Here is a 25155-nt window from a genome sequence, read left to right as displayed (position 1 = left end):
TGCTACCAAGCACTGTAAACCTGTGTCCATGGCTTATTTATCCGTAAGTGACGAAGATCAAAACGGCGCCAATATTAATTACGAAAGGTTCTAATTACAACCGCATTTAAAACTTTTGTCGCTTAAGACAACATGCCATATCAAATGCTTAACCTCACCGGGTGAGGCGCGACCCATCAAAGTGCGCCCTTCGACAGTAATTATTTTTTCCCGGCCGGGTGTATGAACACCTATATGGGGTACAACACACCGATAAGTACTTTAATGACTGTTATAAGAGGAGTTCACTATTTTTCAGGAGTTACGCTATGACTAGCGAACATGAAATACGCGAGCTGGCTTATTATATTTGGGTATCAGAAGGGAAACCCAGCGGGCAATCGGACAAACATTGGCATCTAGCATCCAAAATGGTGGCAGAACAAAAAAATAAAAATACTGGATCAAACAAATCCACCAACCCTTATGAAAACAAAGGGGATACGGAAACTGAACAGCCGGATCAAACATAATTACTGGCGAGCAATTTTGATGACCCGGCGACATGGCGGACTTATTGTTTCATCGCGACGGTTTCAGTTTTGTTAACCGCCCTCTTCCTCCCATTCAACATCCAACCAATCGGCGTCCAGCGAACCAGCAACAGGTAGCTCACCGCACCTATTAATAACGTGATGCCGACTGATGCGCTGTATTTGGCAAGCAAGCCCCAGTCTTTATCCATCAATTGGTATTGCACTGCGAACAATAACGGCAAGTGAATAATATAAATCCAATAGGAACTGTCAGAGAAAAAGCGCATGGTGCGACTGTGGGAATTTACATAGCGTTTTCCAGCAACGAGGCACACCAGTGTCATCCACACAGAGATATAGGCTTCGCATAATTTCACAATAATATTCTGCGGAAACTCAAAGGGTGTTGATGGAAAGGTAAACTCTTTGGGTATATAGAAATAGTAGGCGGCGTACAGGATCAGGCTCGCCACAAACAGGGCGATGCAATACGGCTGGAATCTATCGATAAAATCCTGCGTGCTGAAAATCCAGTAACCTAACGCGAAGAACAATCCAAAAAAGCCAAATGCCCACAGCTGTGGTAATAACTTGTCGGGTGCAGGAAAAGGAGATTCAACCAATAGCAAACCCGGAATCAGCAAGAGCGGAAACAACAATACAAATGGTAGCGGTTTGATTGCACTAAACAGCTTGTATAAACGTGACCAATTGATGTAGCTAAACACCCAGGTCAGTACGCAAAAAAACATCAGGTTATACAAAAACCATAAATGCATAGTGGAAAAAGGTGGCGGTGGAGTACCCGGCGTTGCCATAGCCTGTGCGACCATTTGTAGAAACGGTGACTTATACTCAACTGTCGCCACTGCAGACATTAGCGACGCCACTATCGCCCACAAACACAGTGGAAGAAAAATAATAAACGGCAACAACACGCGCTTAGTACGGTTAAACAGCATGCCGCGCATACCGCGCTTGCTCACCAGATAGGCAACAAAAAAGCCGGCGATGACAAAAAATAATGGCATTCTAAACAGATGTGAGAACCATGCGACAATATCGATAAAAACCGATTGCTCGCGGTCTGCCGTCAACCAAAGATTATGTAATGCGGGGCTGTAAGCCAGCATGGCATGAAAAAAAACGCCTCCGATCATCGCTAACGCGCGCAAATTATCCAGATAATGCAAACGTTCAATTTCATAGGGGCGCACCATTTTATTGGCGTGCGAGTGCTCTGTGGAATACATAATGACCACCTCATGCGAGTTGTTTGGGAATTGCCTGATGCAAATTCAGGCTCGAATCAAAGGACTAATAGAAAACTTTTTTGCGCGAGCGGAAATACAATGTGCCAACCAACAGCAACACAATGGCGAGGATTTCACACAACAACACCAGAGTTGCTGTAGTCGTCCAGACGACGTCGCCATTCAAATTATGGCCACCGATATTGGGGGATCGGGCGAGAAGATATAACGCAGGGTTTAACAAACAGTTGAGGCCGATCATCACCAGCAAAAAACTGCCTTCAGTTTCAGTCGCCATGGTCACCGCCCAACAAATACAATGATTCACTGCAATAAGCACACAGACCAGCAAGGTAAAAGCGACCAATCCGTCTGGCAAGGGCGTAAGCAAAATCACAATTGTTGTGGCCAACACCAACAGCGACCAGGGGACAAAAAAGAGCACCATATTCGATAAAAATTTCGCCATGGCATAATCAGCTGGCGACACCGGCAAGCTCATTACAAACGCTAAGGTTTGCTCTTTGCGCTCGTTAATCATGGTGACAGATAACTGATGATTACCCATGGCCACCAGCATGGTAATAAACATAATGGCGCCCATAAAAAATTGCCATTCGCCCAAACTGATAATGCTCAACGAAAAAATTCCGCCGCCTACATAGACTGCCAATAATTTTCGATTTAAGTACCAATCCTTATACACCAGCTGTTTGATGACCGGCATATTGAGTACCGCACGATTCGCTATCGAATTCATTGTTTAGCCACCTCCCTTACACTCGCGATAAAAATTTGCTCCAGGGTCATGCGCTCAACTTGGGATATCTGTAACCCTTGTGCATGAATTCTGGCCAGCATTGCATCTTCAAAGCCCCTGATTTTAATTTCATGCAGGGAGCCATTGCTCTTAAATTCCGCCACACCAGGCAAATCCAGCGGCTGGTTGAGCGTGCCCGAACACAACACCCTGCGCCAACCTTCGATGTAGGTTTCCTTATCCTGACAAGCTAGCGTTTTACCCTTGTGTAAAAAGGTAATCGAATCGGAAAGTTGCTCTACATCCTGGGTACTGTGCGAGGAAAATAAAACACTGCGATTTTCATCGCGCAGGATTTCCGCCAATTCAGCCAGAACTTCGTAGCGCGAAACAGGGTCAAGCCCTGTGGTAGGCTCATCCAAAATCACCAAGCGCGGGCGCCTTGCCAACAACAAAATTAAACTGGCTTTAACCCGCTGGCCGTGCGAATAACCTTTGGTTTTTTGCTCGGCATTCATATCGAACCGTTTTAGCAAATGCTCGGCATAGAGCGGATCCCAAGAGGGGAAAATCGATTGGATAAATTGCATATGCCAACGCAAATTTTCTGCGCCGTATAACCGCATATCCTCAGCGGCGTAACCAATATTTTCTTTCGCCAATACCTGTTGCTCAGGCAGGCGATAACCCAATACATCTACACTGCCGCTGTCTGGCTGGATCAAACCCATAATCAACCGCAAGGCGGTGGATTTACCTGCACCATTCACACCCACCAACCCCATCACCTGACCGGTTGGTAATTTCAGGTCAAGGTGATCCAGATAAAACTCCGGATAGCGCTTGCAAACCTGATTAAATTCAATGGCGTTTTGCATGATTGCGTCTCTTATTCAGGCAATTGGTAATCAAATTTTTTCGACACTTTCTTATCGGGGTAAATTTTCCGCACTGAGATTTGCATTCATACCTAGCAAGGTAAAAGCACCAGCAACTACCTGAATAAAAATTAGCTTTTTCATTAATCCTCCTAAAAAATATTGCATAACACCTAACTCCCAATTAATGCTTTTTTTACCAGCGCTACAATTTGGCCATCACTTAATCCCAACACATGTCCAGTGTTAATCACACTGGCGATATGCTTTTCCAACTCCGCTTCAAGCAGCGTTTTTTGCACATCCACCACATCGGCCACAAACGATCCGCGCCCTGGCTGAGTCACAATAACGCCTTCCATTTCCAACTCGGTATAGGCGCGCTTAACCGTAATCACACTCACCTGGGTTGACACACTCAACTCGCGGATTGAGGGCAAGGGGTGCCCCGCAGGCCAGTCGCCCGCGCGCACTTTTTGTTTGATCTGCTCCATGATTTGCAGATACATGGGCCGACTGTCATTCTGCGAAAGAAATAATGCCTCGGTCACGCAAACCCCATCTGTATATATACGATATACACAGTATACACAGATATACACAGTGCGCAACCAGAAAAGCCAATAGCCCTTTAAACTCCCCGTATAGGCATCCGCCTTCAAAGTGCTTATCATTAGCACCCGCCCGTCAAACCATAAGTCACGGATCGCATGAATCAACGCAGCCAAACACAAGCCATTATGTTCGCCGACGTCTCCGGTAGTTCGGCGCTATATAAGCGGGTGGGTAATGAACAAGCTAAAGCGACGATTGATGACGCCGTGCAATTTATGACGGCGCTGACCATAGTGCATGAAGGCACGTTGGTGAAAACCATTGGTGACGAAATCATGGCGCGCTTTGATTTGGTTAACCAAGCGTGTGAAGCGGCGATTGCGATTCAACAGCGCAGCATTAAAGAGCCTCGACTGAAAGATTTGGGAATTCGTATCGGCATTGCCTATGGCGATGTACTCATCACACCCAATGACGTTTTTGGCGATAGGGTTAACGATGCGGCTTGCGTGGCGCACATCGCCCGCGCCAACCAGATCGTGATCACCCAATCCGTTGTAGATGCAATGGATAATGCACTGCGCCGCGATTGCCAGATGTTTGATCGCATCAACATCAAAGGTGAAACCGAGAAAACACTGATTTACCGCCTGGAGTGGGAACATTCAGGTAAAGACAACCGCGCGACTATGGTGATGCCGATTCATGATGTCACCCGTTTTGTCGATAAATTCCAGCTGGAATTGGTAGTGAATGGCCGCACTATTTCGCTGCTGCCAGAACAGACGCCCTTTCACATTGGACGCGACCCGCACAAAGCACAATTGTTGATCGAAACTGAGTTGGCGTCGCGCGAGCACTGCCATATTGAATTTCGCCGCGGCAAATATGTACTTGTCGATCACTCCACCAACGGCACCTATGTCTACGTGGATGAGCAAGAACCTATTTATTTGCGCCGCGAAGAATTGCCATTACAAGGCCGGGGGTTTATTGGCCTTGGCCAAACCGCTACTGCCAGCACGCCTTGGGCGCTGCATTTTAAAGTGTGACCCTCCAACATGACCAATCCCTCCATGAATATCGAAACAACAATTGAATACTCCACGCCCAGCCTGATGCGCCGTTTTGCTGCCATGGTGTATGACTCACTCTTAATTATGGCGCTCAGTATTTTGTATGGTGCGATTGTGGCGGGAATTAACGTGGCCATTAAGGGCGCACCCGAGACAGGGGAACGCATCACCTGGGGAATATTTGGTGCAGTCGTTTTTATTGGCTGGATTTTGACTATAGGATTATTTTTTTGTTATTTCTGGCACAAATCCGGCCAAACATTGGGAATGAAAACCTGGCGTATGAAAATCGTAAATAACGATAACCTGAATTGCCCGAGCTATGCACAATGTATTATTCGTTTTCTCTGCGCGCCAATATCACTCTGCTTGGTAGGCGCCGGCTATTGGTTGATGTACTCCAACACCGAGCGCCAGACCCTGCACGATAAAATCAGCAAAACACGCACGCTGTTATTGAGCAAGGAAAAAAAATAATTTAGCGCGCTTTGTTCAACAAATAAACTCCCAACGCAATACACAGGAAAATAGGAATCATTACGGCAATAACAGGAGGAAAACCAAATACCAGGCTGGATGGCCCCAGTAAGCGTTGCAGCAACGCAAAAACAATTCCAAAAATAACCCCTGTAAAAATCCGCTGCCCCATAGTCACACTACGCAGTGGGCCGAATACGAAAGAAATAGCAATTAGCACCAGGCTGGCAGACGCAAGCGGTTGCAATATTTTCTGCCAAAATGCCAAACTGTAATTACTCGCAGTAAGATTTTGTGCCTCAAGGTAATTGGTGTAGTAATGCAGGTTGCGCATGGAGATATCTTCGGGTGCCAATACCAGAATATTGAACAGGTTAGGCGTCAACGGTGTATCCCAACGGCGATCAGCCAACGCCTCATTGCGCACACTGGCCTCTTCCATATAAGTAATAGAGATATCTTTTTCTTGCCAATATCCGTCCCGATAAACCGCTTCTTTAGTAAAACTGGCAGACTCCAATTGATGTTGGTCGTTAAACTTATAGCGGGTCAAGCCGTAAATAACCCCATTAGGCAACACGGCACTCACATACATAAACTCATTGCCTTCGCGATTCCATACTTTTTGTGGTGCCTGCTGGGTCACATTGTATTTTAAAAAGTGGCGACGATTTTCTGCCATTTGTTCTGTATAAGGCGAAACAAATTCGCCCAACAATAAAGCGATCGCTATAAAAATTAACGCAGGGCGCAGGGCAATCCAGGCAATGCGTTTTACCGATACCCCCGCTGCACGCACAATGACCAGCTCACTGGTACTTGCGAGCAACCCCAAGCCAGCAAGGCAACCGATCAAACACGCATATGGAATCAAATCGTAAAGGCGGCGCGGCACTGTCAGCGACATATAATAAAAAGCCTCCAATGCCGTGTAAGTCTCTGTGACTTTTTCCAGCTGACTAATCAACCCGAAAATAAAATCCAATGAAATAAATACCAGCAACGTCATGGCAATTGCATAAAAAACCGTGCGCGATATGTAAGCCGTAATTTTATGCATGGGCAGCCCTCACCGATTTATTACGCGACTGCAATAGCGCCTGCCAATTCAACATCAACAGAGCAATGACCAAAAAAGGAATATGTACCACCCACACGCCCAACCACACAGGCAGATCACCCTCGGCGATTGCTCCGCGGGCATTAATCAAAAAGGCGAGATAAAAAATATAAATCAAAATAGCGGGCAGCATTTTCAGGTAGCGCCCCTGACGCGGATTTGTCTTACTCAACGGCACAGCAAGCAAGGTTGCAATCAACACCATTAAGGGCATGGAGATTCGCCATTGCAACGCGGCTTTGCTGTCCAAATCACTCGCAGCAAATAGCTGGGTTGTAGTTTTTGCATCAGCTTCGCTCTCAAACTCTGCTTCACTGGTCGTTGGCGGCAAATATCTGCCCCACTCATCAAATTTTGTAATTTTAAATTCGCTGGTGCCAGGGTGCCCTTCATAGAGATGACCGCTGTGTAACACCAAATAACGCTGGCCATAATCCGCAACATAAGCCTGCTCACCGGTTTCGGCGATCACAATGGTGGAATTGGTTTGGCCATCTTGCTGGGCAACAAATACTTGTTCCAAACGCTTATTGTCATCGCTCACTTGCTCAACATAAGTCATGATGCGCCCCTGGCCGATGGCCTGAAAGCGCCCTTCTTGCAAGCTTTCAAACTCGCTGCGATTGCGCTGCTCCGCGAGAACTTGCTCAGTGAGTTGGGCACCTAGAGGGCTTAACCAAAAACTAAATGCCGCGACAACCAAGGCCACCAATGCGGCAGGTACCAAGGTAATGCGCACCAATTGCCACTGGCTCATGCCGGTCGCCGATAATACGACCATTTCACTTTCGATATACATACGCCCATAGGCGAGCAGAATCGCTAGATAAAACCCCAGGGGTAAAATCAATTCCAATAAATTGGGCATACGGTAGGCGATAATGGTGAAAAGCACGTCTACAGCAAGCTTGCCTTGCGCGGCATCATCGAGGTAATCGCTGAATTTTCCCGAGAGAAAGATGGTGAGCAAAATCGCGCTCACTGCCAAACTGGTGATCAACAAATCCCGCGAGAGATAACGAAAAATAATCAAAGTGATAATCCTGTCATTCGACATTGGCTACTGCATGTACAAAATGTGCCCAATAGGGTCTGCCGCTTTTACCGATAGATTGTACAGTTGTGACTAGTGACTTGTGGTAGGCGATAAGGTTCAGCTTTTCACCGAATTTTGCCGCCATGCACCGCGCAAATTGTGGCATTATCACGTACCGCGCCCGATTTGTCTTGAGCGAATTTTTCACTGCTTTTTTTACCAAGGACTTTCTATGACCGCCGCCAAAGCCTCTGCAAAATCTGCCAAACCTGCGACTGCCAAATCCGCCATTACCAAAACCAGCCTGATCCAGTTCTCAACCAAAGCGATCGATCCCATCAAACAAGTGACCCAATGTTTGGTAGTTGCCAGTTATGAAGGGGTAAAACTCTCGCCATCTGCCAGCGCGATCAATGCTGCCGATGCACAGCAATTGGAGGCACTGCTCAAGCGCGAGGGATTTCAAGGTAAGGCGGGGCAAAGCTTGTTGTTATTAAATCCACAAGGCATAGCCGCAGAGCGCCTGCTAGTGTTGGGTTTTGGCGCAACAAAAGATGGTGATGTAAGTGCCGATAACTATCGCCGTGCCGTACAAAAAATCAGCGATGCACTGCGCGCGACAACTTGCAACGAAATCACTATCGCACTGGCTGACGTCAGTGTTGCCCAGCATGATGCCGAATGGCAGGCACGCCAAGTCGCAGAAAGTCTGAGCTTGCTGGATTACCGCGCCGATAAACTCAAAAGCAAACCGGCCGAACTTAGCTTGCAGCTAAAGAAAGTATTTTTTGGTGCAACCAAAGCCCAAACCGCTGGCGCAACCAAAGGCCTGCTGCTCGGCCAAGCTATCGCCAAAGGCGTCAATCTGGCGCGCGAACTGGGCGATTTACCGGGTAATATTTGTACACCGACTTATCTCGCCAGCGAAGCGAAGCGCCTCGCCAACAAGCAGTCAAAACTGAGTGTAAATATCCTCGAAGAAAAACAGATGAAAGAATTGGGCATGGGCTCACTCCTGTCAGTTGCCGCTGGCAGTGACCAACCTGCCAAACTCATCGTGCTGGAGTACAAAGGCGGCAGTAAAAAGCAGGCGCCAATCGCGCTAGTGGGTAAAGGCATCACCTTTGATACTGGCGGCATCAGCCTGAAACCCGGCGCCGCTATGGATGAAATGAAATACGATATGTGCGGTGCTGCAAGTGTACTCGGCACTATCCAGACCCTGCTGGAATTGCAATTGCCAATTAATGTGGTCGGTGTCATTGCCGCATCAGAAAATATGCCCAACGGCAGTGCTACCAAACCCGGCGATATAGTTACCTCCATGTCTGGCCAGACGATTGAAATCCTCAATACCGATGCCGAAGGCCGTTTAGTATTGTGCGATGCCCTCACCTATACCGAGCGCTTCAAACCAAAAGCCGTTGTCGATATCGCTACCCTCACTGGTGCCTGTGTTATCGCACTGGGCAACCACGCGACTGGCTTGTTCAGCAATAACGATGAGCTTGCTAAATCCCTGCTGAAAGCCGGTGAAGAATCCGCCGATCGCGCCTGGCATATGCCATTGTGGGACGATTACCAAAAACAATTGGATAGCAACTTTGCCGACATCGCCAATATCGGCGGTCGCGAAGCTGGCGCTGTCACCGCTGCCTGCTTCCTCTCGCGCTTTGCGAAAAAGTTTGCTTGGGCACATCTGGATATCGCCGGTACAGCTTGGCGCTCTGGCGGCGCTAAAGGTGCAACCGGCCGCCCGGTCACCATGTTATTACAGTACTTGCTTAATCAGGTTTAATCGTGACCCAGGTGGATTTTTACATACTGCCGGAAACAACCAGCGAAGCCCGCTGGTTGTTTGCCTGCCGCTTGATCGACAAAGTACAGCGTATGGGCATGCGGGTATTGGTGGCGATGGACAGTGAAGCAGAAGCACGTGCGTTCGATGAATTGCTTTGGACGTTCAAGCCGGAAAGTTTTATCCCGCACCAACTGATAAATGGCGGCAAACCCGCGCCAGTGGAGATCACCTTCACTCCGGAAGCTGGCGATCATCAAGGTTTATTGCTTAACTTGAGCAAGACCACGCCACCTTACTTCAGCCGCTTCGAGCGTTTAAGTGAAGTGGTAATCCAGGAACAACAGAGTTTGCAATCCAGCCGCGAGCGTTTCAGTTTTTACAAAAGCCGAGGCTATCCGATTGAAACGCGCAAATTGTGATAAGCGCGCACAGACAAGGCGATTAACAGGTAAGCATCATGGCCAATACGAATAAAACCAAAGCCGAAATATTGCAGGAGCTGGAATCGATAAAAGGATTATTATTGGAAGAGGATGACATTCCTATTTTGCAAGATATGGAAGGTGAAGATGAAATTCTCGATGAGGAATTCCACGCAGAGCCACCCGTGCTTATCAATCGTCATGCCTCTGTTTTACCTGGCCAAGGTTCGCTCTTTGACGAACCAAAATCGACGCTAACCAAAATTGCTGAAAAGCTCGATACAACAACCAAACCGCATGAACCAACGTCATCATTACAGGATCACAAAAAGCACGGCTTTGCATCGCACCTGGGCACAACACAGTCAGGCATGCACACAGATCATCGCCCCCTTGCCAAAGCCAGCGGCGAAAATCCTTTTTTACCGCAACACATTCGCGAACGATTGCACGGAAATAATCCGCCACCACTATTTGAATACGAAACTGCGAAAAAAATTATTAGTTCCACCAAAAATATTGCACACAAAACCAACAAGCCGCGTCAATATTTAGTGGAAGAAGTAATGCTAAGCATGATGCCGCAAATAGAGCGCGAATTACGCCACCGACTATTTGCAATGAGCGTGGAGGATTTGGAAAAGTTATTAAATGAAGATGAAGATTGAACCGCAGCGATTTACTAATCGCTGCTTCAACTGCTAGTCGCCGCTAATTCACGCGGACTTTTTACCTTGCCAAACACCCAAATAGCGACAAAAACCAACAGGATATTGACTACAAACACTTGATGGTAGCCATAGTAATCTGCCACTAAACCCACCATTAAGCTACTCAACAGATTACCCACGTGAGTGGTATTGGTGTAAAGCGCTGAAGCGCCACCTGAGCGACCCGGCATCAAATCCTGAATTACCGACACACCTAAGCCAGCCAACACACCGATAAAAATCGCATTGAAAATTTGCAGCACAAATAAGTGCCACAACTCACTCGCAAAATAAACGCCGACATACAAAAGCAGAGCCGCAACACCCGCACAGCGAATTAGATTAATTAAACGAAATCGGCTGGCATAATGCCCAGCCAATAACATAAACGGAACTTCCAGCGCGGCTGTAGTACCCATCACCCACCCCATCCACTGCGCTTCGATGTGCAAATTATCCTTGAGATGAATGGGTAAACTAATGAGATAGGCATTGTTCACACCCCACATCAACGAAAATGCAATCGCACACAACCAGAGCGATTGCTTAATCATTGGCGATAAAGGCGATAGCGCGAGCTGCTCACCGGCGGCATTAACCGGTTTATTTTTTTTGGGTAACCGCGGCAATAATTTAAAACTTGCAGCGGCAACGAAGACATACAAGATTGCTGCAATGCCGTAGCTGACATCAAAACCAAAATAGGTCGCCAGTAAAAAGCCGGCGGGCGGCCCCGCCACCCAAGCGAATGCAATCTGCGCGCGCATAATAGCGTTGAACAGGGGAATGCGTTCGACAGGAACTTCAGCCTCCGCATAATCCAGGCTGTAAGCCATGATTTGCGAGAAAGACACCATCGACAAACTGAGTAAAAAAAACGCGGTAAAAGCCACCAGCCAATAGTTACGCGACAATGCAAAAATCACACAAGCCAAGGTTCCCAGCAAACAACAAAACACGACTAACGGACGGCGATCTACCAGCTTGTCCGACCAATGACCCAACCAATGGTTGTATGCAATACTTGCGAGGGCGATGCCCGCAAACGCCAAACCCACCAACAGCGGACGCACGCCGATTTCTTTGGCCAGAAACAAGCTAAAGGTCGGCAGTACCAATGCCCCCACCACGCCGGCAGTAAAAAATAACAGGTATAAGCCCAATGCAATGGGGCGAAATAAGGGAGAGGACACAGAATTTACCGCAGGGAAAAGACGAAACCGCATCATAGCTGAAACCGGTTACCGCCAAAATGGGGAGTTATGAGGATTAATGCTTCTTAACAGCGACATGATGGATATACCCCGAGTTTATTAAGGGTGATCAGAGCGCGCTTTCTGTATAATCGCCACAATTGCACCCGAGGACAGACCCCACCATGCAATGCATCAGCATTCAAATCCAACCCAAATACAGCCGCGACTTTAACCGCGAAGAGTTTCTGCAGCGCGTGCGCGCCATTCGCTCACCGGAGGTGGATGCGATTGAAGAAAAAGGCAAACTCTATCTGAGCTTTAATTTTTTCACCGAGTTCCCTGCCCCACTTTGGCAAGCCCTGAACGAGTGCTTATATAAAGATGCCACTTACGGCGCAACCATTGCACCGGTTTCGGTGGTGATTTGCGAAGGCGAATCCGATGATGAATGCTTGTTGCTGCATCATTTCGATTCCAGTGAGCAACTGGATACGTTTTAAAAAATTTCTTTTTGAGTAAAACATGTCAACAATCAATTGGTTCCCCGGGCATATGCACAAGGCCCGCAAAGAAATTGCGGAAGTAATGCCACATGTGGATGTGGTCATTGAAGTTATCGATGCGCGCATCCCCTTCTCCAGTGAAAATCCTCTGGTACCTAGTTTGCGTGGCGACACGCCACTGATTAAATTGCTCAACAAAGCGGATTTGGCCGACCCGGCGATTACTGCACTCTGGGTTGAAAAAATGGAACAGGAAGCAGGCGTAAAAGCGCTACCGGTGAGCCAACAACGCCCCGATCAAATTCGCAACTTATTAAATGTGTGCACCAGTTTAGTCAGCGAACGCCAGCGCGATGTTCGCCCCGCACGTGCGATGATTATGGGGATTCCCAACGTCGGTAAATCCACCATCATCAATACTCTGGCTGGGCGCGTAATTGCCAAAACCGGTAACGAAGCGGGCGTGACCAAAGCACAGCAAAAAATCAAATTGGAAAACGGTATCTTATTAACCGATACACCCGGATTTTTGTGGCCGAAATTATCGCCGCCCTCCTGTGGTTATCGCTTGGCAATTACCGGGGCGATAAAAGATACAGTGTTTGATTATGCCGACATCGCACTCTATGCCGCCGAGTATCTATTAAAAGCCTATCCGGATGCGCTAAAAAAGCGTTATGGTTTGGATGAGCTACCGGAATCAGATGTGGAGTTACTGGATGCTATCGGCATAAAACGCGGCTGTACCCGCAAGGGTGGCGGAGTAGAAATCCAGAAAGTATCGTCAATACTGATCACCGAATTGCGCGCAGGGCTACTCGGGCCGATCAGCTGGGAAACTCCCGAAATGACGCAACTGGAAGTGGCAACAGCCAAAGCAGACGATGAGAAAAAACGCATCGAAAAAGAAGAAGCTGATCGCATCCGCCGTTTAAAAACCAAAAAAAATCGCCGCTAAGCGGCGATTTTTTGCATCAGAATTTCAATCGCAACATCCCTTTACAACAAGCTGCGAACATAAGTTGCCAGCGCGGCAGGTTCTGGATCTTTAGCTAAATCCTCAGGCAATTTTTTCACATGCCAAACCACCGTCCAATCCAAATGCTCGCCGGGTGCCAAACCCACTGATGCGCCCTGCTGTTTCATTTCAATAAAAATATGCTCAACGTGGGTAAATATTTCTATCTCACGCTCGCCGGGAGCAATTGCTGCAGGTGGATTATCCGCAAACTCTTTAACCAACAAATAACCTTTATCAACATAGGCAACCCAACCTTCTTTGCCATCTTGCATGACTTTGTGATGGTCAGTGCGAATTTTTTTGGCGTCATAGTGATACCAAGTCAGGTCATCAATATTTTGCACATCCAATGGATAAAAAATACCGCTAATGGGATCAGTATCACCACGCGGATAAAACAAATCACCCGACGGTGGCAAACGTGTCACTTCCAAAGGCGCTACGTTTTTTTTGTGGTCACTGTGATTGGTAATTCGATAAGTGACCGAGATGCGGTCATCGCCAGTTGGCATATAGGTTTTGGTAAATTGGTAGCCGGTTTTTTTATCGATATCACTGGTTAAAACCAAGCGGTCTTCCTGTGAGCCCAGCGTGTAGGGTTTGCTATCCAAGGTCTCAACAGGAGGCCAACTCCACTCTGATTGTGGACTTGACCAGAACACAGTTCCCCAATCAGTGATTTGATCCGGATCAGCAATGCCCACCAATATTTCATGGCCATCATATTTAAGCGAGGAAACGCGCGCGGCAACTTTGGGCATTATCTCCATGCTGATATTGCCCTGCTTGATATACAGACGCGAGCCATCCTGCTTACAAAATACCGGCAGTTGCTCAGCCTCTTTGGACTTGCCACACCCGAACAAAGCCACAGATATGGCCAGGAATGCGATCAGGGAATAGCATTTACTCATTGTGTATCTTAATCCTCTAGCAGCATGGTGACCGCCATTAAGGTCAGGCCCTCTTGGGACTCTCACATTACGGTTTTTTTACAGATGTTCAGTGTACCCACTTTTGGTGGCAGCGACCATTTGCCGGGAGGTAAAGCCTAGTAAAGCAAAGTAAATAACTTGCGCTGGAATTCAATCGCCAGAGGGTCTGCCTTGCCCAGAGCCGCGATAATTGCAGTAAAGGTTTTACGCGCTTCCCCCTCAGCAAAATTACGCTCCGTGCGAATAATTTCCAATAAATGTTCTAACGCAGATCGATATTGGGCTTCCTGATGATATTGCAGCGCAAGTTGATAGCGTACCGTTAAATCCTGTGGCGATTGCGAATAAGCTTCTTCCAGCGCGGCCAGCTCCGGCGTTTTTGCGGCCTGTTTTTTTAGTGCAATTTGCGCTATCAATTGTTCGTAACGCGCATCCTGATCGACTATTTTGATTGCCGATAAAATCGCTTCAGCATTGTCGATGCGGTTAAGTTCGAGATGACATTGCGCCATCAAGACCGCAATGCTCGCCAGTTGTTGCGATGCATCGTGTGCTTCGCGCAACAACGGAAGTGCATCGGCAAAGTTTCCTGCAGCCATCAGCGCTTGCGCTTGGTTAAGCGGCGCCTCCCAGGGCTTGGGTAAGTATTTGGCCAGTAATTCACGCACTTGTATTTCGGGTAATGCTCCCGTAAAACCATCAATTGGCTGGCCATTTTGCATAACCATCACCGTGGGCAAACTGCGCACACCAAATTGCGATGAAATCATTTGCTGCTCATCAGCATTTACTTTTGCCAGTAAAAAAGCACCGGCATATTCGTTGGCGAGTTTTTCCAAAATCGGCATTAGATTTTTACAGGGGCCGCACCAGTCCGCCCAAAAATCAATCACCACCGGGCGATTAAAGGATTCATCGATGGTTATATAAGCTTTTCTCAGTGTAACCAAAGGTAGGCTTATGATTTTATTAATAATTTTAGTGGTTACATTTTTCATATATTTTCCGTTAAAGTGATTGGCAAAAAGGATCAACGAACGGGCGGTTAACGTCAAAACCCTGATTTAACCCTAAGCAATTACCGCACAATCTGCGTTCATGCCGCTCGTTGAGATGCTGGTTTAGCAACACCAAAGCTAAATGTTGTCGGGTCCGCTTAAATCTTCGGGCTATACAAGGAGACACTTGAAGAACACCTTTCATACTACATCCGGAATCACTTCGGCTCACCTCAAACGTACTTCCGATGGAAAAAGAAAACATTACGAATGCAACATTATTTTCGCTCGGTGATATTTAGCTCTATGTGCCGATCAGTTGGAATTGCGAGAGCATGCCGGCATCACGTAGAGGAATTAATGCCTGATAATCCGGTGAATGATACCAGCCTATAGCCTGTTCCCTCGAAGGAAATGCCAGAATGACTTGCATCTCATAATCGGTGTCCCCGGACAGCTTTTCTAATATGCCTTTGACCAAAAATTCGCCGCTGTACTTAGCCACTGTGGCCGTCACTGAGGCGGCATATTGTTGCAGCTTCTCCTTATCGGTTGGGGTGAAATTAACAGTGATATAGGCGGGCATTTTGAATCTCCTGCGTTTGTATGTTGGCCATTTGGCCGACGCAAAAAAGGATTATCAGAGTCTATAAAAAGACATTCCAAAAGTTGCCTATGTCGTTCGGCCTACGTATCCAGAATCACTTCAGCTCGCGCTTCGAACCACCTTACGCGATCACGGGATTACCATCCATGATGCGCTCAATCTCATTTGGTCAGTCATGCCGCGATGTGAATTGTGAAACTAGCAATAACAATCAATTTGGGCAATTACCATTACATAGACCTTTTTCCCTATGCCGTAAATTCTTAACATAGGCGCTGTCAATCAGCTCTTCTGCGCTCAGTTTTAGACAAACATTGACGAGATCTGCCATTGCTGAGTCACTCAAACTGAAGCTTTTAGAGAAATACAAACTCGGCGTGCTCTTTAGTTCAGCTATCATCGATAACATTGCTCTGACGAAATCTGCTTTTGATGATCGAGTCGAGGATGTTGCAGCCTCCGTTCTTGGATCTGTTGCGTAGATTTCGGCTGCTTCGGCGTCATCGCCTATTTCCTTAATCACCGTCGGAAGATAAGGCCAATATTTAAGGTCAAATTGACCCGCTAATGCCTGAAGAGGCTCAGCCAAGAAACTCCGAAAGTGATAGTTATTACGAGAAGCCTCTTTGATGACATTTACAATGTGGTAATGGGTATTTGAAGTAAATGGATGCTGGTTTTCAAGGGTGGATCGTTCCTCTAATGAATCGGCAAGATCTTTCGCCAGAGTGCTGATTTTTTTATTCACAGCGATCAGACGGTTTCGGGCTGCGCGCATCTCAATTGTATTTTCTGGTGACCAGAACGAGAGAGTACCCGCCAATTGATCAAGGAATTGTGCTCTTTGTTGGGCTGACAGCACCGAGAGTTCGTCGTAAACGTTTTTCATCGCTGCGCTTTGGGTGAGTAAATAATTGATAGTGATGACATCGGTTGGCCAAATACTCTTTTCAATGTTGTAATTTCTGCTGGCGATAAGAACGGCTTCGCACTCTTCGGTCATATTTTCGAGGGCGGTTGTCATTGCGGCTCCTGAGGTTAATGAGTTCAGGGTTAACGTAAATCAGCTTATTGATTTTGTCGGTATCTCAAAAGCAATTTTTCTGGATGTTTCGAGATACCGCGCAAATGCCATGTCATCATTGGGCCGTTTGGTGAGTCAGCAACCGCAAAATTTCTGTTAGTGAAGCAATGCTATTACCGCCTGACGGCTGGCTTCTGACCAAGTGTTTAGCTCGAAAACCAAATTGGGTAGGTCCCTCATAGTCGGCCAGCGATGTATCACCAATAAAGAGGATTTGCTCTGGTACCAAGCCAGTGTCCGTTACAATCGATTCGTAGATTTCTCTATCAGGCTTTATTGCTCCAATTTCATAGCTGAGGTGCCGGGCAAAGTTAAATTGCGGCAATAGCTTGTCAATCACTGCTCCGTAGGGTTTGGCCAAATTGGAGCAAATGGCCAGCGGAATTCCTTGGTTGGCCAATACATCCAGGGTGGGTAGCACATCATCAAAGAGCGTCAGACTGACTAACTCTTCCTCAATTTCCTGATGTAATTGTGCGAGCATGTTGGCGGGGGGAAAAATCCCAAGTGTCGCCAGCAATTCAGCACAATCCTTGTCTGCCGTCATAAGTCTACGTGCATCATCTGGTTGTGGGCTGCGCCCCTGTTCCCTTGCCCAAAGTAGAACCTTTCGGAAAGGATGATGCATGATTCCAAACCGAACCAGTGTTCCGTAGAGATCAAAAACAATTAATGCAGGTGAAGTATTCATTGTAATTTCCGCAGCTGGGTTTTGGAGCGAACTCTATTTTGAGGCTAACTAAGCCTATCTCAATATGATCCATAGCAAATAAATTTAATTATCACAGGTACGTACAACTGGATGGAAAATCGTTTATTCGTCTGACAGCTACCATCGTTCACTCTTTTGCGGTTAGTCAGGCTATATGTATTTTGTTCTGCGCTTACTAACATCAGCATCTACGTTTAATACTGCCTCACTATCAAGCAACTCCTTCATTGCCTGCTGAAAATCGGTTGGATAAAGGTCACTTTCTTCCAAAAATTTAGCGAAACATTCGTTATCAATTAAATACCTGCTAATACAAATCCATCAGGTTTGCCAGCATCATTCGCCCTATTCGTCCTGAGGTTCGCGACGTTTCGAATATCTACCTCTGGAGGGATAAACAACAAAGATTTTTTGTACGGGGAAAACTGAACCGGTTTTTTTTGCAGATGCTGAAGGCAATTAGCATATATGCTTCGCTTTCCTCAATCGGCGCACGCACTATTTCAGAATAATAATTCAGGCACGCGATCATATCTAATTTGCTATAAAAGGGGCAGTGTTAATGCACATTTGAGCTTGCGGCACGTCGAAGCACGATAGCCGTATGTGAAGCAAATTGCAGTCTACGGATAAAATCAATATTGGTGCGCCAAATATTTGGAAAATTAAAAAAGGTTACTAAACTATAAATATTCTTTTAATTTCACCCGAAAAAGAGGCCGGCCGATGCTGAATGAAGAACATCAGGCACCGCTACCAGCAACCCCACAACACCGATCCGAGAAAAGTAAAGAGTGGCGGCTTTTTATTTTCATTATTGTTTTTTTATTTCCTATTCTCACCGTGGCCATCGTCGGGGCCTTGGGTTTTTCGATCTGGTTTTACCAGCTCATCGTCGGCCCACCAGGGCCATATTAATTCGATTTACTATCAAGGAGCTGGTATGACTTCTAAACTCATTCCCTTGCAAGATATCACCTACCCTCCCCAGCAACTCCATGTTGCAAGTATGGTGGCGCATGTGCGTCCTGCTCATTTAGTGATGTTTCATGATTGGCTATCTAAGCAATTAAATGAAAATATTCAGGTAGAAATTCATGCAGAAAGTGAGCAAGGAAAGATAGTGATTGTTACGGAGAGTAGTGCAGAAAAAGCCATAGTAGATTTTTTAGATGACCTACGTGAGCAACCCGGTGTCCTTAACGCGGCACTGGTATACCACGAATATTTGTCGGCTGAGGATTTGCGCGATGAAATAACCACCGAGGAGGAACTATTGTGAAAATAAGTCGGCGTCTCTTTGCCAAAGCGAGCGCCGCTGCTGCGGCGGCCGCTGCAATCGGTTTACCTATACCCGCCAGCGCTGCAAATCTTATTACCAACCGCGAGCTCACCAGCTTGAAGTGGAGCAAAGCACCCTGCCGCTTTTGTGGTACAGGGTGTGGCGTGATGGTTGCAACTAAAGATAATCGGGTGGTCGCAACGCACGGTGATATCAAAGCTGAAGTAAACCGTGGATTGAATTGTGTAAAAGGATATTTTCTTTCAAAAATCATGTATGGCAGTGACCGTTTGCATGAACCAATGCTGCGAATGAAAGACGGAAAATACCATAAAAATGGTCAATTTACCCCTGTGAGCTGGGACACCGCCTTCACTATCATGGCAGATAAACTTAAGGAAGCTATTCGTGAAGGCGGGCCAGAAAGCGTTGCTATGCTCGGCTCCGGCCAGTGGACAGTATGGGAAGCCTACGCAGCTAGTAAATTATTCAAAGGTGGGCTACGCACCAATAACCTTGATCCGAACGCGCGTCATTGCATGGCTTCTGCAGTAACGGGTTTCATGCGCACATTTGGCATGGATGAACCCATGGGTTGTTATGACGATTTTGAAGCCGCCGATGCATTTGTGCTTTGGGGTTCAAATATGGCAGAAATGCACCCTATTTTGTGGAGCCGCATAACTGATCGACGGATGTCGTTTCCCCATGTTCAGGTTGCGGTATTGTCCCCCTACGAAACCCGCACGTTTGACTTAGCGGATCATGCGCTAATTTTTAAAACCAATACTGATTTGATCATTCTCAATTACATCGCCAATCACATTATTCAAAGTGGGAAGGTAAATCAGGAATTTGTTAAGAAACATACGCGTTTTGTTAAGGGTCAAGACGATATCGGTTATGGTTTACGCCCCGAAGATCCGCGCCAGCAAAAAGCAACCGGTAAAGACAAAGCCAATACGTGGACAGATATCAATTTCGAACAATTTGCCGAGTTTGTAAAACCTTATACGCTTGAGCATGCCGCGAAAGAAACCGGAGTTCCTGCTGAACGATTAAAACGACTCGCGGAAATTTATGCTGACCCTAAAATTAAAGTTATGTCGCTCTGGACTATGGGCTTTAACCAGCATACTCGTGGAACCTGGGCAAACAACATGATTTACAATCTGCATTTATTGACCGGCAAAATTGCCGAGCCAGGTAATAGCCCCTTCTCATTAACGGGACAACCATCGGCATGTGGCTCAGCACGTGAAGTGGGCACGTTCGCACATCGTCTTCCCGCCGACTTAGTGGTGACAAATCCCAAGCATCGCGCAATCACAGAGAAAATATGGAAGTTGCCGGACGGGACGATCCCGGACAAGGTAGGTTTCGCTGCAGTGCGCCAAAGCAGAGAATTGAAAGACGGCAATATCCAGTTTTATTGGACGCAAGTATGCAATAACATGCAAGCGGGTCCGAATATTGCCCAGGAGACATTGCCGGGGTGGCGTAACCCGAAAGCGTTTGTCGTAGTTTCAGATGTTTACCCCACGGTATCAGTCCAAGCCGCCGATCTAATTTTGCCAAGCGCAATGTGGGTAGAAAAAGAAGGCGCTTATGGCAACGCAGAGCGACGCACACAATTCTGGCATCAACTCGTTCAAGCACCTGCGAATGCCAAATCGGATTTGTGGCAACTTATCGAGTTTTCCAAGCGCATAAAAACTGAAGATGTCTGGCCTTTAGAGTTAATTGGGAAAGCGCCTACCTACAAAAACAAAACGCTCTATGACATTTTGTTTGCAAATGGGCAGGTCAACAAATTTCCTAACGGTGAGCGTGACCCTGCATATGGGAATAGCGAAGCGGATGAATTTGGATTTTACGTACAGAAGGGATTGTTTGAAGAATACGCACAATTCGGGCGCGGTCATGGGCATGATCTAGCAAACTTTGATGATTATCATCATGCTCGGGGTATTCGCTGGCCGGTCGTAAATGGTAAGGAAACGCTTTGGCGGTATAGAGAGGGCTACGACCCTTATGTAGAAAAAGGTAGCGGCGTGCAATTCTACGGTCACCCTGACAAACGCGCATTAATTTTTGCGTTGCCTTATGAGCCACCAGCCGAATCGCCGGATGAAGAATACCCTTTCTGGCTCAGTACCGGTCGGGTATTGGAACATTGGCATACGGGCACCCTCACCAATCGAGTCGAGGAATTACATGCAGCAGTACCCAATGCGCTTGCGTACATGAACCATGAAGATGCCGAAGCCCTCGGGCTGAGGCGTGGCAGCGAAGTGCGTGTTGTTAGCAGACGTGGAGGAGTGAGGGTTCGCGTAGAAACTCGCGGGCGTGTAAAACCTCCGCGCGGTTTGGTGTACATACCATTCTTCGATGCCACTCGACTAGTCAACAATGTCACCTTGGACGCAACAGATCCTATATCACTGCAAACCGATTTTAAAAAATGTGCAGTGAAAATTGAATTAATAAAATTGGCTTGACGTAGAGGAATTTAATCGATGAAAACTACTCTGCTTATTTGCCTAATCAGTACGATGTGTATAACTGTGATCCATTCTTATGCGCAAAATGCAGACCCTACTGTTTCGCAATTGGATGCTTCCGCACCAGATGGAATCCGGCCAGGAGGAACACTGAATCAAGAATTACCCGCACCCAAAATTGCTCTTGACAAAATCAGCGCCGAACCAAGCCATCGCAATTATCCGGAACAGCCACCAACTATTCCTCATAGTACTCGTAATTATCAAATCGATAACAATTTTAATATGTGCTTGACTTGCCATAGTCGTAGCGCCAGCCCTCAAACCGGCGCTCCAATGGTCAGTGTGACGCACTTTTATGACCGCGATGGTCAAGTACTGGCGGCGGTATCGCCACGTCGATATTTTTGTTTGCAATGTCATGTGCCGCAGGCTGATGTAAAGCCAGCGCGTCCAAATGATTTCAAAAGCATCGATACCTTACTCCAAACTCGCGGAGAATAATTCATGATAAAACTTATTAAGGATTATTGGAAAAGGTTCAAAAGGCCTTCCGCTTACATTGGAATAGGAACCTTAAGTTTGGGCGGGTTTGTTGCCGGCATTATTTTTTGGGGCGGTTTTAACACGGCTTTAGAGTATACAAACACCGAAACATTTTGTATCGGTTGTCATGAAATGAAAACCAATGTCTACGAGGAGCTGACTTCAACGATTCATTACACTAACCGGTCAGGTGTACGCGCCGTTTGCTCAGATTGTCACGTCCCCCATGATTGGACCTATAAAATAGCGCGTAAAATGCAGGCGTCCAAGGAAGTTTGGGGGAAAGTCTTTGGCACTATTAATACTCGCGATAAGTTTTTAGCGATGCGTCGTGAACTAGCTGAGCGCGAGTGGGCGCGCCTGAAAGCGAACGATTCATTAGAGTGCCGGAACTGCCATCAATTAGAATCCATGGACTTCACTCTACAATCACCCCGAGCCCAAGCGATGCACTCCACTCTGCTTGCCAGCGGTGAAAAAACCTGTATCGATTGCCACAAAGGTATCGCGCACCATTTACCCGATATGCAAGGTGTTCCCATGATTAGCGAAAAGTGGCATTGGAAAATAGAACAGAGATATGAACCTTGGGTAGCGTACATAGCAACGGAAATTGCTTCACAACCAGATTAATTTAGTCACTCTGATTTCAATAACGTAATACCTCATGCGCTATAAATTTTCTCGAACTTGTGCATTTTAGGAATAGTATCCGAATCTAATGCACAGGCCGCCCCAAATGCTTGAGTGCGTTAAGCCGTACGACATAACTAACTTTGAAAATCGTTGCGTTAAGCACAAAAAATATGTGCAGAAAAATTAATAGCGGAATACTTAACATCGATTCCAATCCGAATATTGCATACAAAGCACATACGCAAAGCATGAAAGTTATCACCATACTCGCATGGGCTGTTTTAAGCATCACAGAAGGACTCATCCCCACCACCTAACTAAACATATATTTGCAGAATTCTCACGTTAAAGATGCCACTACAATAATTTGAACTTTGTTACTTGCGTTAAAAGCCTAATAGCACACTTTAAGTCACGGCTCCGCTAGGAGCCGACTGAGAGGGTACCTTTCATCAGACTTATGTGACCTGGAAAAGAGCAAAAAAATGAGTAAGCTTCACCCGCTTTCAATTTATCAACATTAAATGTTACTGATGTTTTCTCACCACCACCAATGAGCGTTGTAAAAGCGATAACCCGAGTGTCCTCCGGCTTAACATAATGGTTATCTGGCCCAGCGACCGCTGCATCACTAGCGACTGCGCGAGCATCCGATTCCTTCGTGATAACGACGTTATGCCCCATCACATTTTTTGGCAATTTTCCAGAATGGGAAAGATTAACCGTAAATTCTTTACACGATTTTTTTACTACAATTTCATTCTTGTCATATTTCATGGCGTCAGTGCTTTCGATACTTACGCTACAGTCGTTAGCGAAAGCCGGGATAGCAATAACGAAAAACAGCGACATTAAACCTTTCATTTTCATGGCATTTCTCTCTGTAAATAGTAATGAATTTGTCTCGCTAAAGGTTGGGTAGCCACCCTTTACTTCTAGTCTCAGATGCCGCCTCTCTTGAAAAGATACATTCTATATGAATCTTATCATGATACAAGGAGTTGTATGCAGATTGTTAGCGTATTCTACCCAACGAACCCATTATTCAATTGTTTTTAGAGTAACTGGCGCCTCGTGTTGCAAAGCATTTGCAATAATCAATCTACTTTACTGATGTAAAATTATTTGCTTTGGCTAATTTGGAAAAACACCTGCGCACATATGATCCCCCACCGCGAATATTAGCCGGGAGCGCTTCGAGGCAAGAAATGTATGTTAGTTAGTTAACTGTCCAAAGTGGGCGGTAGGGATCACAATTTAAATCAGCAACAAACAGGAGCAACTAAGCCTTGGGAATTATTGGTGGTTAATGGTTTCTCTAAAGGGGCATTCGAAAATATTTAAGAATGCACTTCATCAATTAGATGCAATCGATTAGCAATAGACAGCCTTGTTCTTATTTCCATATCAACTATCAAAATTATAATTTTTAATAACTTTTCAAAACTGGCGCATGAAGGCTTTTAAAGATTGCAATATATACGCTCTATGCTAGGTTATATAAAATCGCTTTACTAAGGAGTGAAGTTATATGCAACATAAAACATTTTATGGGCCGATAAAAATACTGAGTTTTGTCGTGTTATTGGGAATGGCTGCGGCAATATTTTATGCCTTTTCCATTTCGGTTTTGTATTGGGGCGGGATTGGTGTCTAGGGGGCAGTAATTATGAATAATCGCCAAGCGAGAATGTTCGCCATCGCCGGGACTGGACTTTCGGTATTAATTTTCCTCGGCCTTACCTTGCACAGCCACAGTAAATTTGATGAACTGACCAATGCGGAAAATATCACGCCGCAAGTCACACACGGAAAAGACGTTTGGCATAAATATAACTGCATAAATTGCCATACGCTGTTCGGTGAAGGTGCCTATTACGCTCCTGATCTCACCAAAATCACACAACATCGCGGTGCGGCTTATTTGCAAGCTTACATGCGTGACCCTTCAAAGTTTTATGACGAAAATAAACATCGTCGATTAATGCCGAAACAAAATTTAAGTGAAGAAGAAATTACCGACCTAATTGCCTTTCTGGATTGGGTTAGCAAGGTTGATAACCAAGGCTGGCCGCCACGGCCGATTTTGGTGACCGGTGGTTTTATTCCCGGCAGTGATTCAGTGGGGGCCGTTGCATCAGGTGAGGGCACGGCTGCAGCAGCGATCCGCCCAGTGACCGCTGCAGATGACCCACGCGCTCAAGGTGAACATGTATTTCGTACCGCCACGCCGGCGTGCAATGCTTGCCACTCCACGGCGCCCGGCGCAAATATGGCGGGTCCAACACTCGCAGGGATTGCAACGCGCGCGGCGGAGCTGGTTGGCTCGGCGCTTTATAAAGGCAACGCGACAGATGTCGAAGGCTATATTCGCGAGTCCATCATCGCGCCGAGTAACCATTTAGTTGCTGGCGATATGTATTCCGCTAACGGAGCATCCTTCATGCCCATTGGCTATGAAGAGACTCTCACTGCCGAGCAGCTCGATAATTTGGTTGCTTATTTGGCCACGTTTAAATAAGCCTGCA

At 46.5% G+C, this 25155-nt stretch carries 28 protein-coding genes; 15 read left to right on the top strand and 13 right to left on the bottom strand.

Annotated features, from left to right (window positions below; all coding sequences use genetic code 11):
• Positions 1-308 precede the first annotated feature (308 nt).
• Positions 309-512 carry a DUF2934 domain-containing protein gene (locus tag B4E62_RS02670; protein WP_331350962.1) on the top strand — a complete coding sequence of 68 codons (204 nt, stop codon included), beginning with the start codon at positions 309-311 and terminating at the stop codon, positions 510-512.
• Between the two features lie 41 nt (positions 513-553).
• Here B4E62_RS02670 and B4E62_RS02665 read toward each other — a convergent pair whose 3' ends face one another.
• The 4 genes from B4E62_RS02665 to B4E62_RS02650 form a co-directional block, all read right to left on the bottom strand.
• On the bottom strand, positions 554-1768 hold the full coding sequence (locus B4E62_RS02665) for an acyltransferase family protein (RefSeq protein ID WP_331350961.1): 1215 nt from the start codon (positions 1766-1768) through the stop codon (positions 554-556).
• Positions 1769-1832: 64 nt separating this feature from the next.
• On the bottom strand, positions 1833-2528 hold the full coding sequence (locus B4E62_RS02660) for an ABC-2 transporter permease (protein ID WP_310072344.1): 696 nt from the start codon (positions 2526-2528) through the stop codon (positions 1833-1835).
• Positions 2525-3406, bottom strand: a complete 882-nt coding sequence (locus tag B4E62_RS02655) for an ABC transporter ATP-binding protein (protein WP_310072342.1) — start codon at positions 3404-3406, stop codon at positions 2525-2527. Before B4E62_RS02655 ends, B4E62_RS02660 begins: the two co-directional genes overlap by 4 nt.
• A gap of 173 nt (positions 3407-3579) precedes the next feature.
• Positions 3580-3915: a GntR family transcriptional regulator gene (locus B4E62_RS02650; RefSeq protein ID WP_331350960.1), complete on the bottom strand. Its 336-nt coding sequence runs from the start codon at positions 3913-3915 to the stop codon at positions 3580-3582.
• Positions 3916-4116: 201 nt separating this feature from the next.
• Between B4E62_RS02650 and B4E62_RS02645 the strand changes: the two genes are divergently transcribed.
• Together B4E62_RS02645 and B4E62_RS02640 are read left to right on the top strand one after the other, a co-directional pair.
• Positions 4117-5013 (top strand): adenylate/guanylate cyclase domain-containing protein, encoded by an 897-nt coding sequence (locus tag B4E62_RS02645; RefSeq protein ID WP_331350959.1) that lies wholly within the window; start codon positions 4117-4119, stop codon positions 5011-5013.
• A 9-nt stretch (positions 5014-5022) separates the two neighbouring features.
• Positions 5023-5514 (top strand): RDD family protein, encoded by a 492-nt coding sequence (locus tag B4E62_RS02640; protein WP_331350958.1) that lies wholly within the window; start codon positions 5023-5025, stop codon positions 5512-5514.
• 1 nt (position 5515) lies between these two features.
• Here B4E62_RS02640 and lptG read toward each other — a convergent pair whose 3' ends face one another.
• Both lptG and lptF read right to left on the bottom strand, forming a co-directional pair.
• Complete coding sequence (gene lptG / locus B4E62_RS02635) at positions 5516-6574, bottom strand: LPS export ABC transporter permease LptG (RefSeq protein WP_331350957.1); 1059 nt, start codon at positions 6572-6574, stop codon at positions 5516-5518.
• Entirely contained in the window at positions 6567-7691 is a 1125-nt protein-coding gene (lptF, locus tag B4E62_RS02630) for an LPS export ABC transporter permease LptF (protein WP_331350956.1), read from the bottom strand. The genes lptG and lptF overlap by 8 nt, the downstream gene beginning before the upstream one ends.
• A gap of 211 nt (positions 7692-7902) precedes the next feature.
• Here lptF and B4E62_RS02625 point away from each other — a divergent pair, with 211 nt between their 5' ends.
• Genes B4E62_RS02625 through B4E62_RS02615 form a run of 3 tightly spaced genes read left to right on the top strand, consistent with a single transcriptional unit; the run spans position 7903 to position 10561 of the window.
• Positions 7903-9468 (top strand): leucyl aminopeptidase, encoded by a 1566-nt coding sequence (locus B4E62_RS02625; protein WP_331350955.1) that lies wholly within the window; start codon positions 7903-7905, stop codon positions 9466-9468.
• 2 nt (positions 9469-9470) lie between these two features.
• Complete coding sequence (locus B4E62_RS02620; RefSeq protein ID WP_310072329.1) at positions 9471-9890, top strand: DNA polymerase III subunit chi; 420 nt, start codon at positions 9471-9473, stop codon at positions 9888-9890.
• Positions 9891-9928: 38 nt separating this feature from the next.
• On the top strand, positions 9929-10561 hold the full coding sequence (locus tag B4E62_RS02615) for a hypothetical protein (RefSeq protein WP_331350954.1): 633 nt from the start codon (positions 9929-9931) through the stop codon (positions 10559-10561).
• Between the two features lie 26 nt (positions 10562-10587).
• Here B4E62_RS02615 and B4E62_RS02610 read toward each other — a convergent pair whose 3' ends face one another.
• Positions 10588-11832, bottom strand: a complete 1245-nt coding sequence (locus tag B4E62_RS02610) for a sugar efflux transporter (protein WP_331350953.1) — start codon at positions 11830-11832, stop codon at positions 10588-10590.
• 149 nt (positions 11833-11981) lie between these two features.
• On the opposite strand from B4E62_RS02610, the gene B4E62_RS02605 reads away from it, so the two are divergent.
• On the top strand, positions 11982-12299 hold the full coding sequence (locus B4E62_RS02605) for a hypothetical protein (protein ID WP_331350952.1): 318 nt from the start codon (positions 11982-11984) through the stop codon (positions 12297-12299).
• 22 nt (positions 12300-12321) lie between these two features.
• Positions 12322-13260 carry a ribosome biogenesis GTPase YlqF gene (gene ylqF / locus B4E62_RS02600; protein WP_310072320.1) on the top strand — a complete coding sequence of 313 codons (939 nt, stop codon included), beginning with the start codon at positions 12322-12324 and terminating at the stop codon, positions 13258-13260.
• Between the two features lie 41 nt (positions 13261-13301).
• Here ylqF and B4E62_RS02595 read toward each other — a convergent pair whose 3' ends face one another.
• The 5 genes from B4E62_RS02595 to B4E62_RS02575 form a co-directional block, all read right to left on the bottom strand.
• On the bottom strand, positions 13302-14237 hold the full coding sequence (locus B4E62_RS02595; RefSeq protein WP_331350951.1) for a YidC/Oxa1 family insertase periplasmic-domain containing protein: 936 nt from the start codon (positions 14235-14237) through the stop codon (positions 13302-13304).
• 137 nt (positions 14238-14374) lie between these two features.
• Positions 14375-15256 (bottom strand): thioredoxin, encoded by an 882-nt coding sequence (gene trxA, locus B4E62_RS02590; RefSeq protein ID WP_331350950.1) that lies wholly within the window; start codon positions 15254-15256, stop codon positions 14375-14377.
• Positions 15257-15560: 304 nt separating this feature from the next.
• On the bottom strand, positions 15561-15842 hold the full coding sequence (locus B4E62_RS02585) for a DUF1330 domain-containing protein (RefSeq protein WP_331350949.1): 282 nt from the start codon (positions 15840-15842) through the stop codon (positions 15561-15563).
• 232 nt (positions 15843-16074) lie between these two features.
• Complete coding sequence (locus tag B4E62_RS02580; protein WP_331350948.1) at positions 16075-16887, bottom strand: hypothetical protein; 813 nt, start codon at positions 16885-16887, stop codon at positions 16075-16077.
• A gap of 115 nt (positions 16888-17002) precedes the next feature.
• Positions 17003-17638, bottom strand: coding sequence for an HAD-IA family hydrolase (locus tag B4E62_RS02575; RefSeq protein ID WP_331350947.1), 636 nt, complete (start codon positions 17636-17638; stop codon positions 17003-17005).
• 747 nt (positions 17639-18385) lie between these two features.
• On the opposite strand from B4E62_RS02575, the gene B4E62_RS02570 reads away from it, so the two are divergent.
• Genes B4E62_RS02570 through B4E62_RS02550 form a run of 5 tightly spaced genes read left to right on the top strand, consistent with a single transcriptional unit; the run spans position 18386 to position 22624 of the window.
• Positions 18386-18577, top strand: a complete 192-nt coding sequence (locus B4E62_RS02570) for a periplasmic nitrate reductase, NapE protein (RefSeq protein ID WP_331350946.1) — start codon at positions 18386-18388, stop codon at positions 18575-18577.
• Positions 18578-18602: 25 nt separating this feature from the next.
• The gene (locus B4E62_RS02565; protein ID WP_331350945.1) at positions 18603-18941 is read left to right on the top strand and encodes a chaperone NapD; all 339 of its coding nucleotides are present in this window, start codon (positions 18603-18605) and stop codon (positions 18939-18941) included.
• Entirely contained in the window at positions 18938-21442 is a 2505-nt protein-coding gene (napA, locus tag B4E62_RS02560; protein WP_331350944.1) for a nitrate reductase catalytic subunit NapA, read from the top strand. Before B4E62_RS02565 ends, napA begins: the two co-directional genes overlap by 4 nt.
• An 18-nt stretch (positions 21443-21460) precedes the next feature.
• Positions 21461-21949: a nitrate reductase cytochrome c-type subunit gene (locus B4E62_RS02555; protein WP_331350943.1), complete on the top strand. Its 489-nt coding sequence runs from the start codon at positions 21461-21463 to the stop codon at positions 21947-21949.
• 3 nt (positions 21950-21952) lie between these two features.
• Complete coding sequence (locus tag B4E62_RS02550) at positions 21953-22624, top strand: NapC/NirT family cytochrome c (protein WP_331350942.1); 672 nt, start codon at positions 21953-21955, stop codon at positions 22622-22624.
• A gap of 426 nt (positions 22625-23050) precedes the next feature.
• Here B4E62_RS02550 and azu read toward each other — a convergent pair whose 3' ends face one another.
• Positions 23051-23497 (bottom strand): azurin, encoded by a 447-nt coding sequence (gene azu, locus B4E62_RS02545; protein ID WP_331350941.1) that lies wholly within the window; start codon positions 23495-23497, stop codon positions 23051-23053.
• Positions 23498-24158: 661 nt separating this feature from the next.
• Between azu and B4E62_RS02540 the strand changes: the two genes are divergently transcribed.
• Both B4E62_RS02540 and B4E62_RS02535 read left to right on the top strand, forming a co-directional pair.
• Positions 24159-24284, top strand: a complete 126-nt coding sequence (locus B4E62_RS02540) for a hypothetical protein (protein WP_331350940.1) — start codon at positions 24159-24161, stop codon at positions 24282-24284.
• A gap of 12 nt (positions 24285-24296) precedes the next feature.
• The gene (locus tag B4E62_RS02535; protein WP_331350939.1) at positions 24297-25148 is read left to right on the top strand and encodes a c-type cytochrome; all 852 of its coding nucleotides are present in this window, start codon (positions 24297-24299) and stop codon (positions 25146-25148) included.
• The last annotated feature ends 7 nt before the right edge of the window (positions 25149-25155 follow it).

The sequence above is a fragment of the Cellvibrio sp. UBA7671 genome, assembly GCA_002483145.1.
Classification (GTDB): Bacteria; Pseudomonadota; Gammaproteobacteria; order Pseudomonadales; family Cellvibrionaceae; genus Cellvibrio; species Cellvibrio fibrivorans.
The sequence above is the reverse complement of the archived record's forward strand: the minus strand, read 5'-3'. Positions and strand labels throughout refer to the sequence as shown.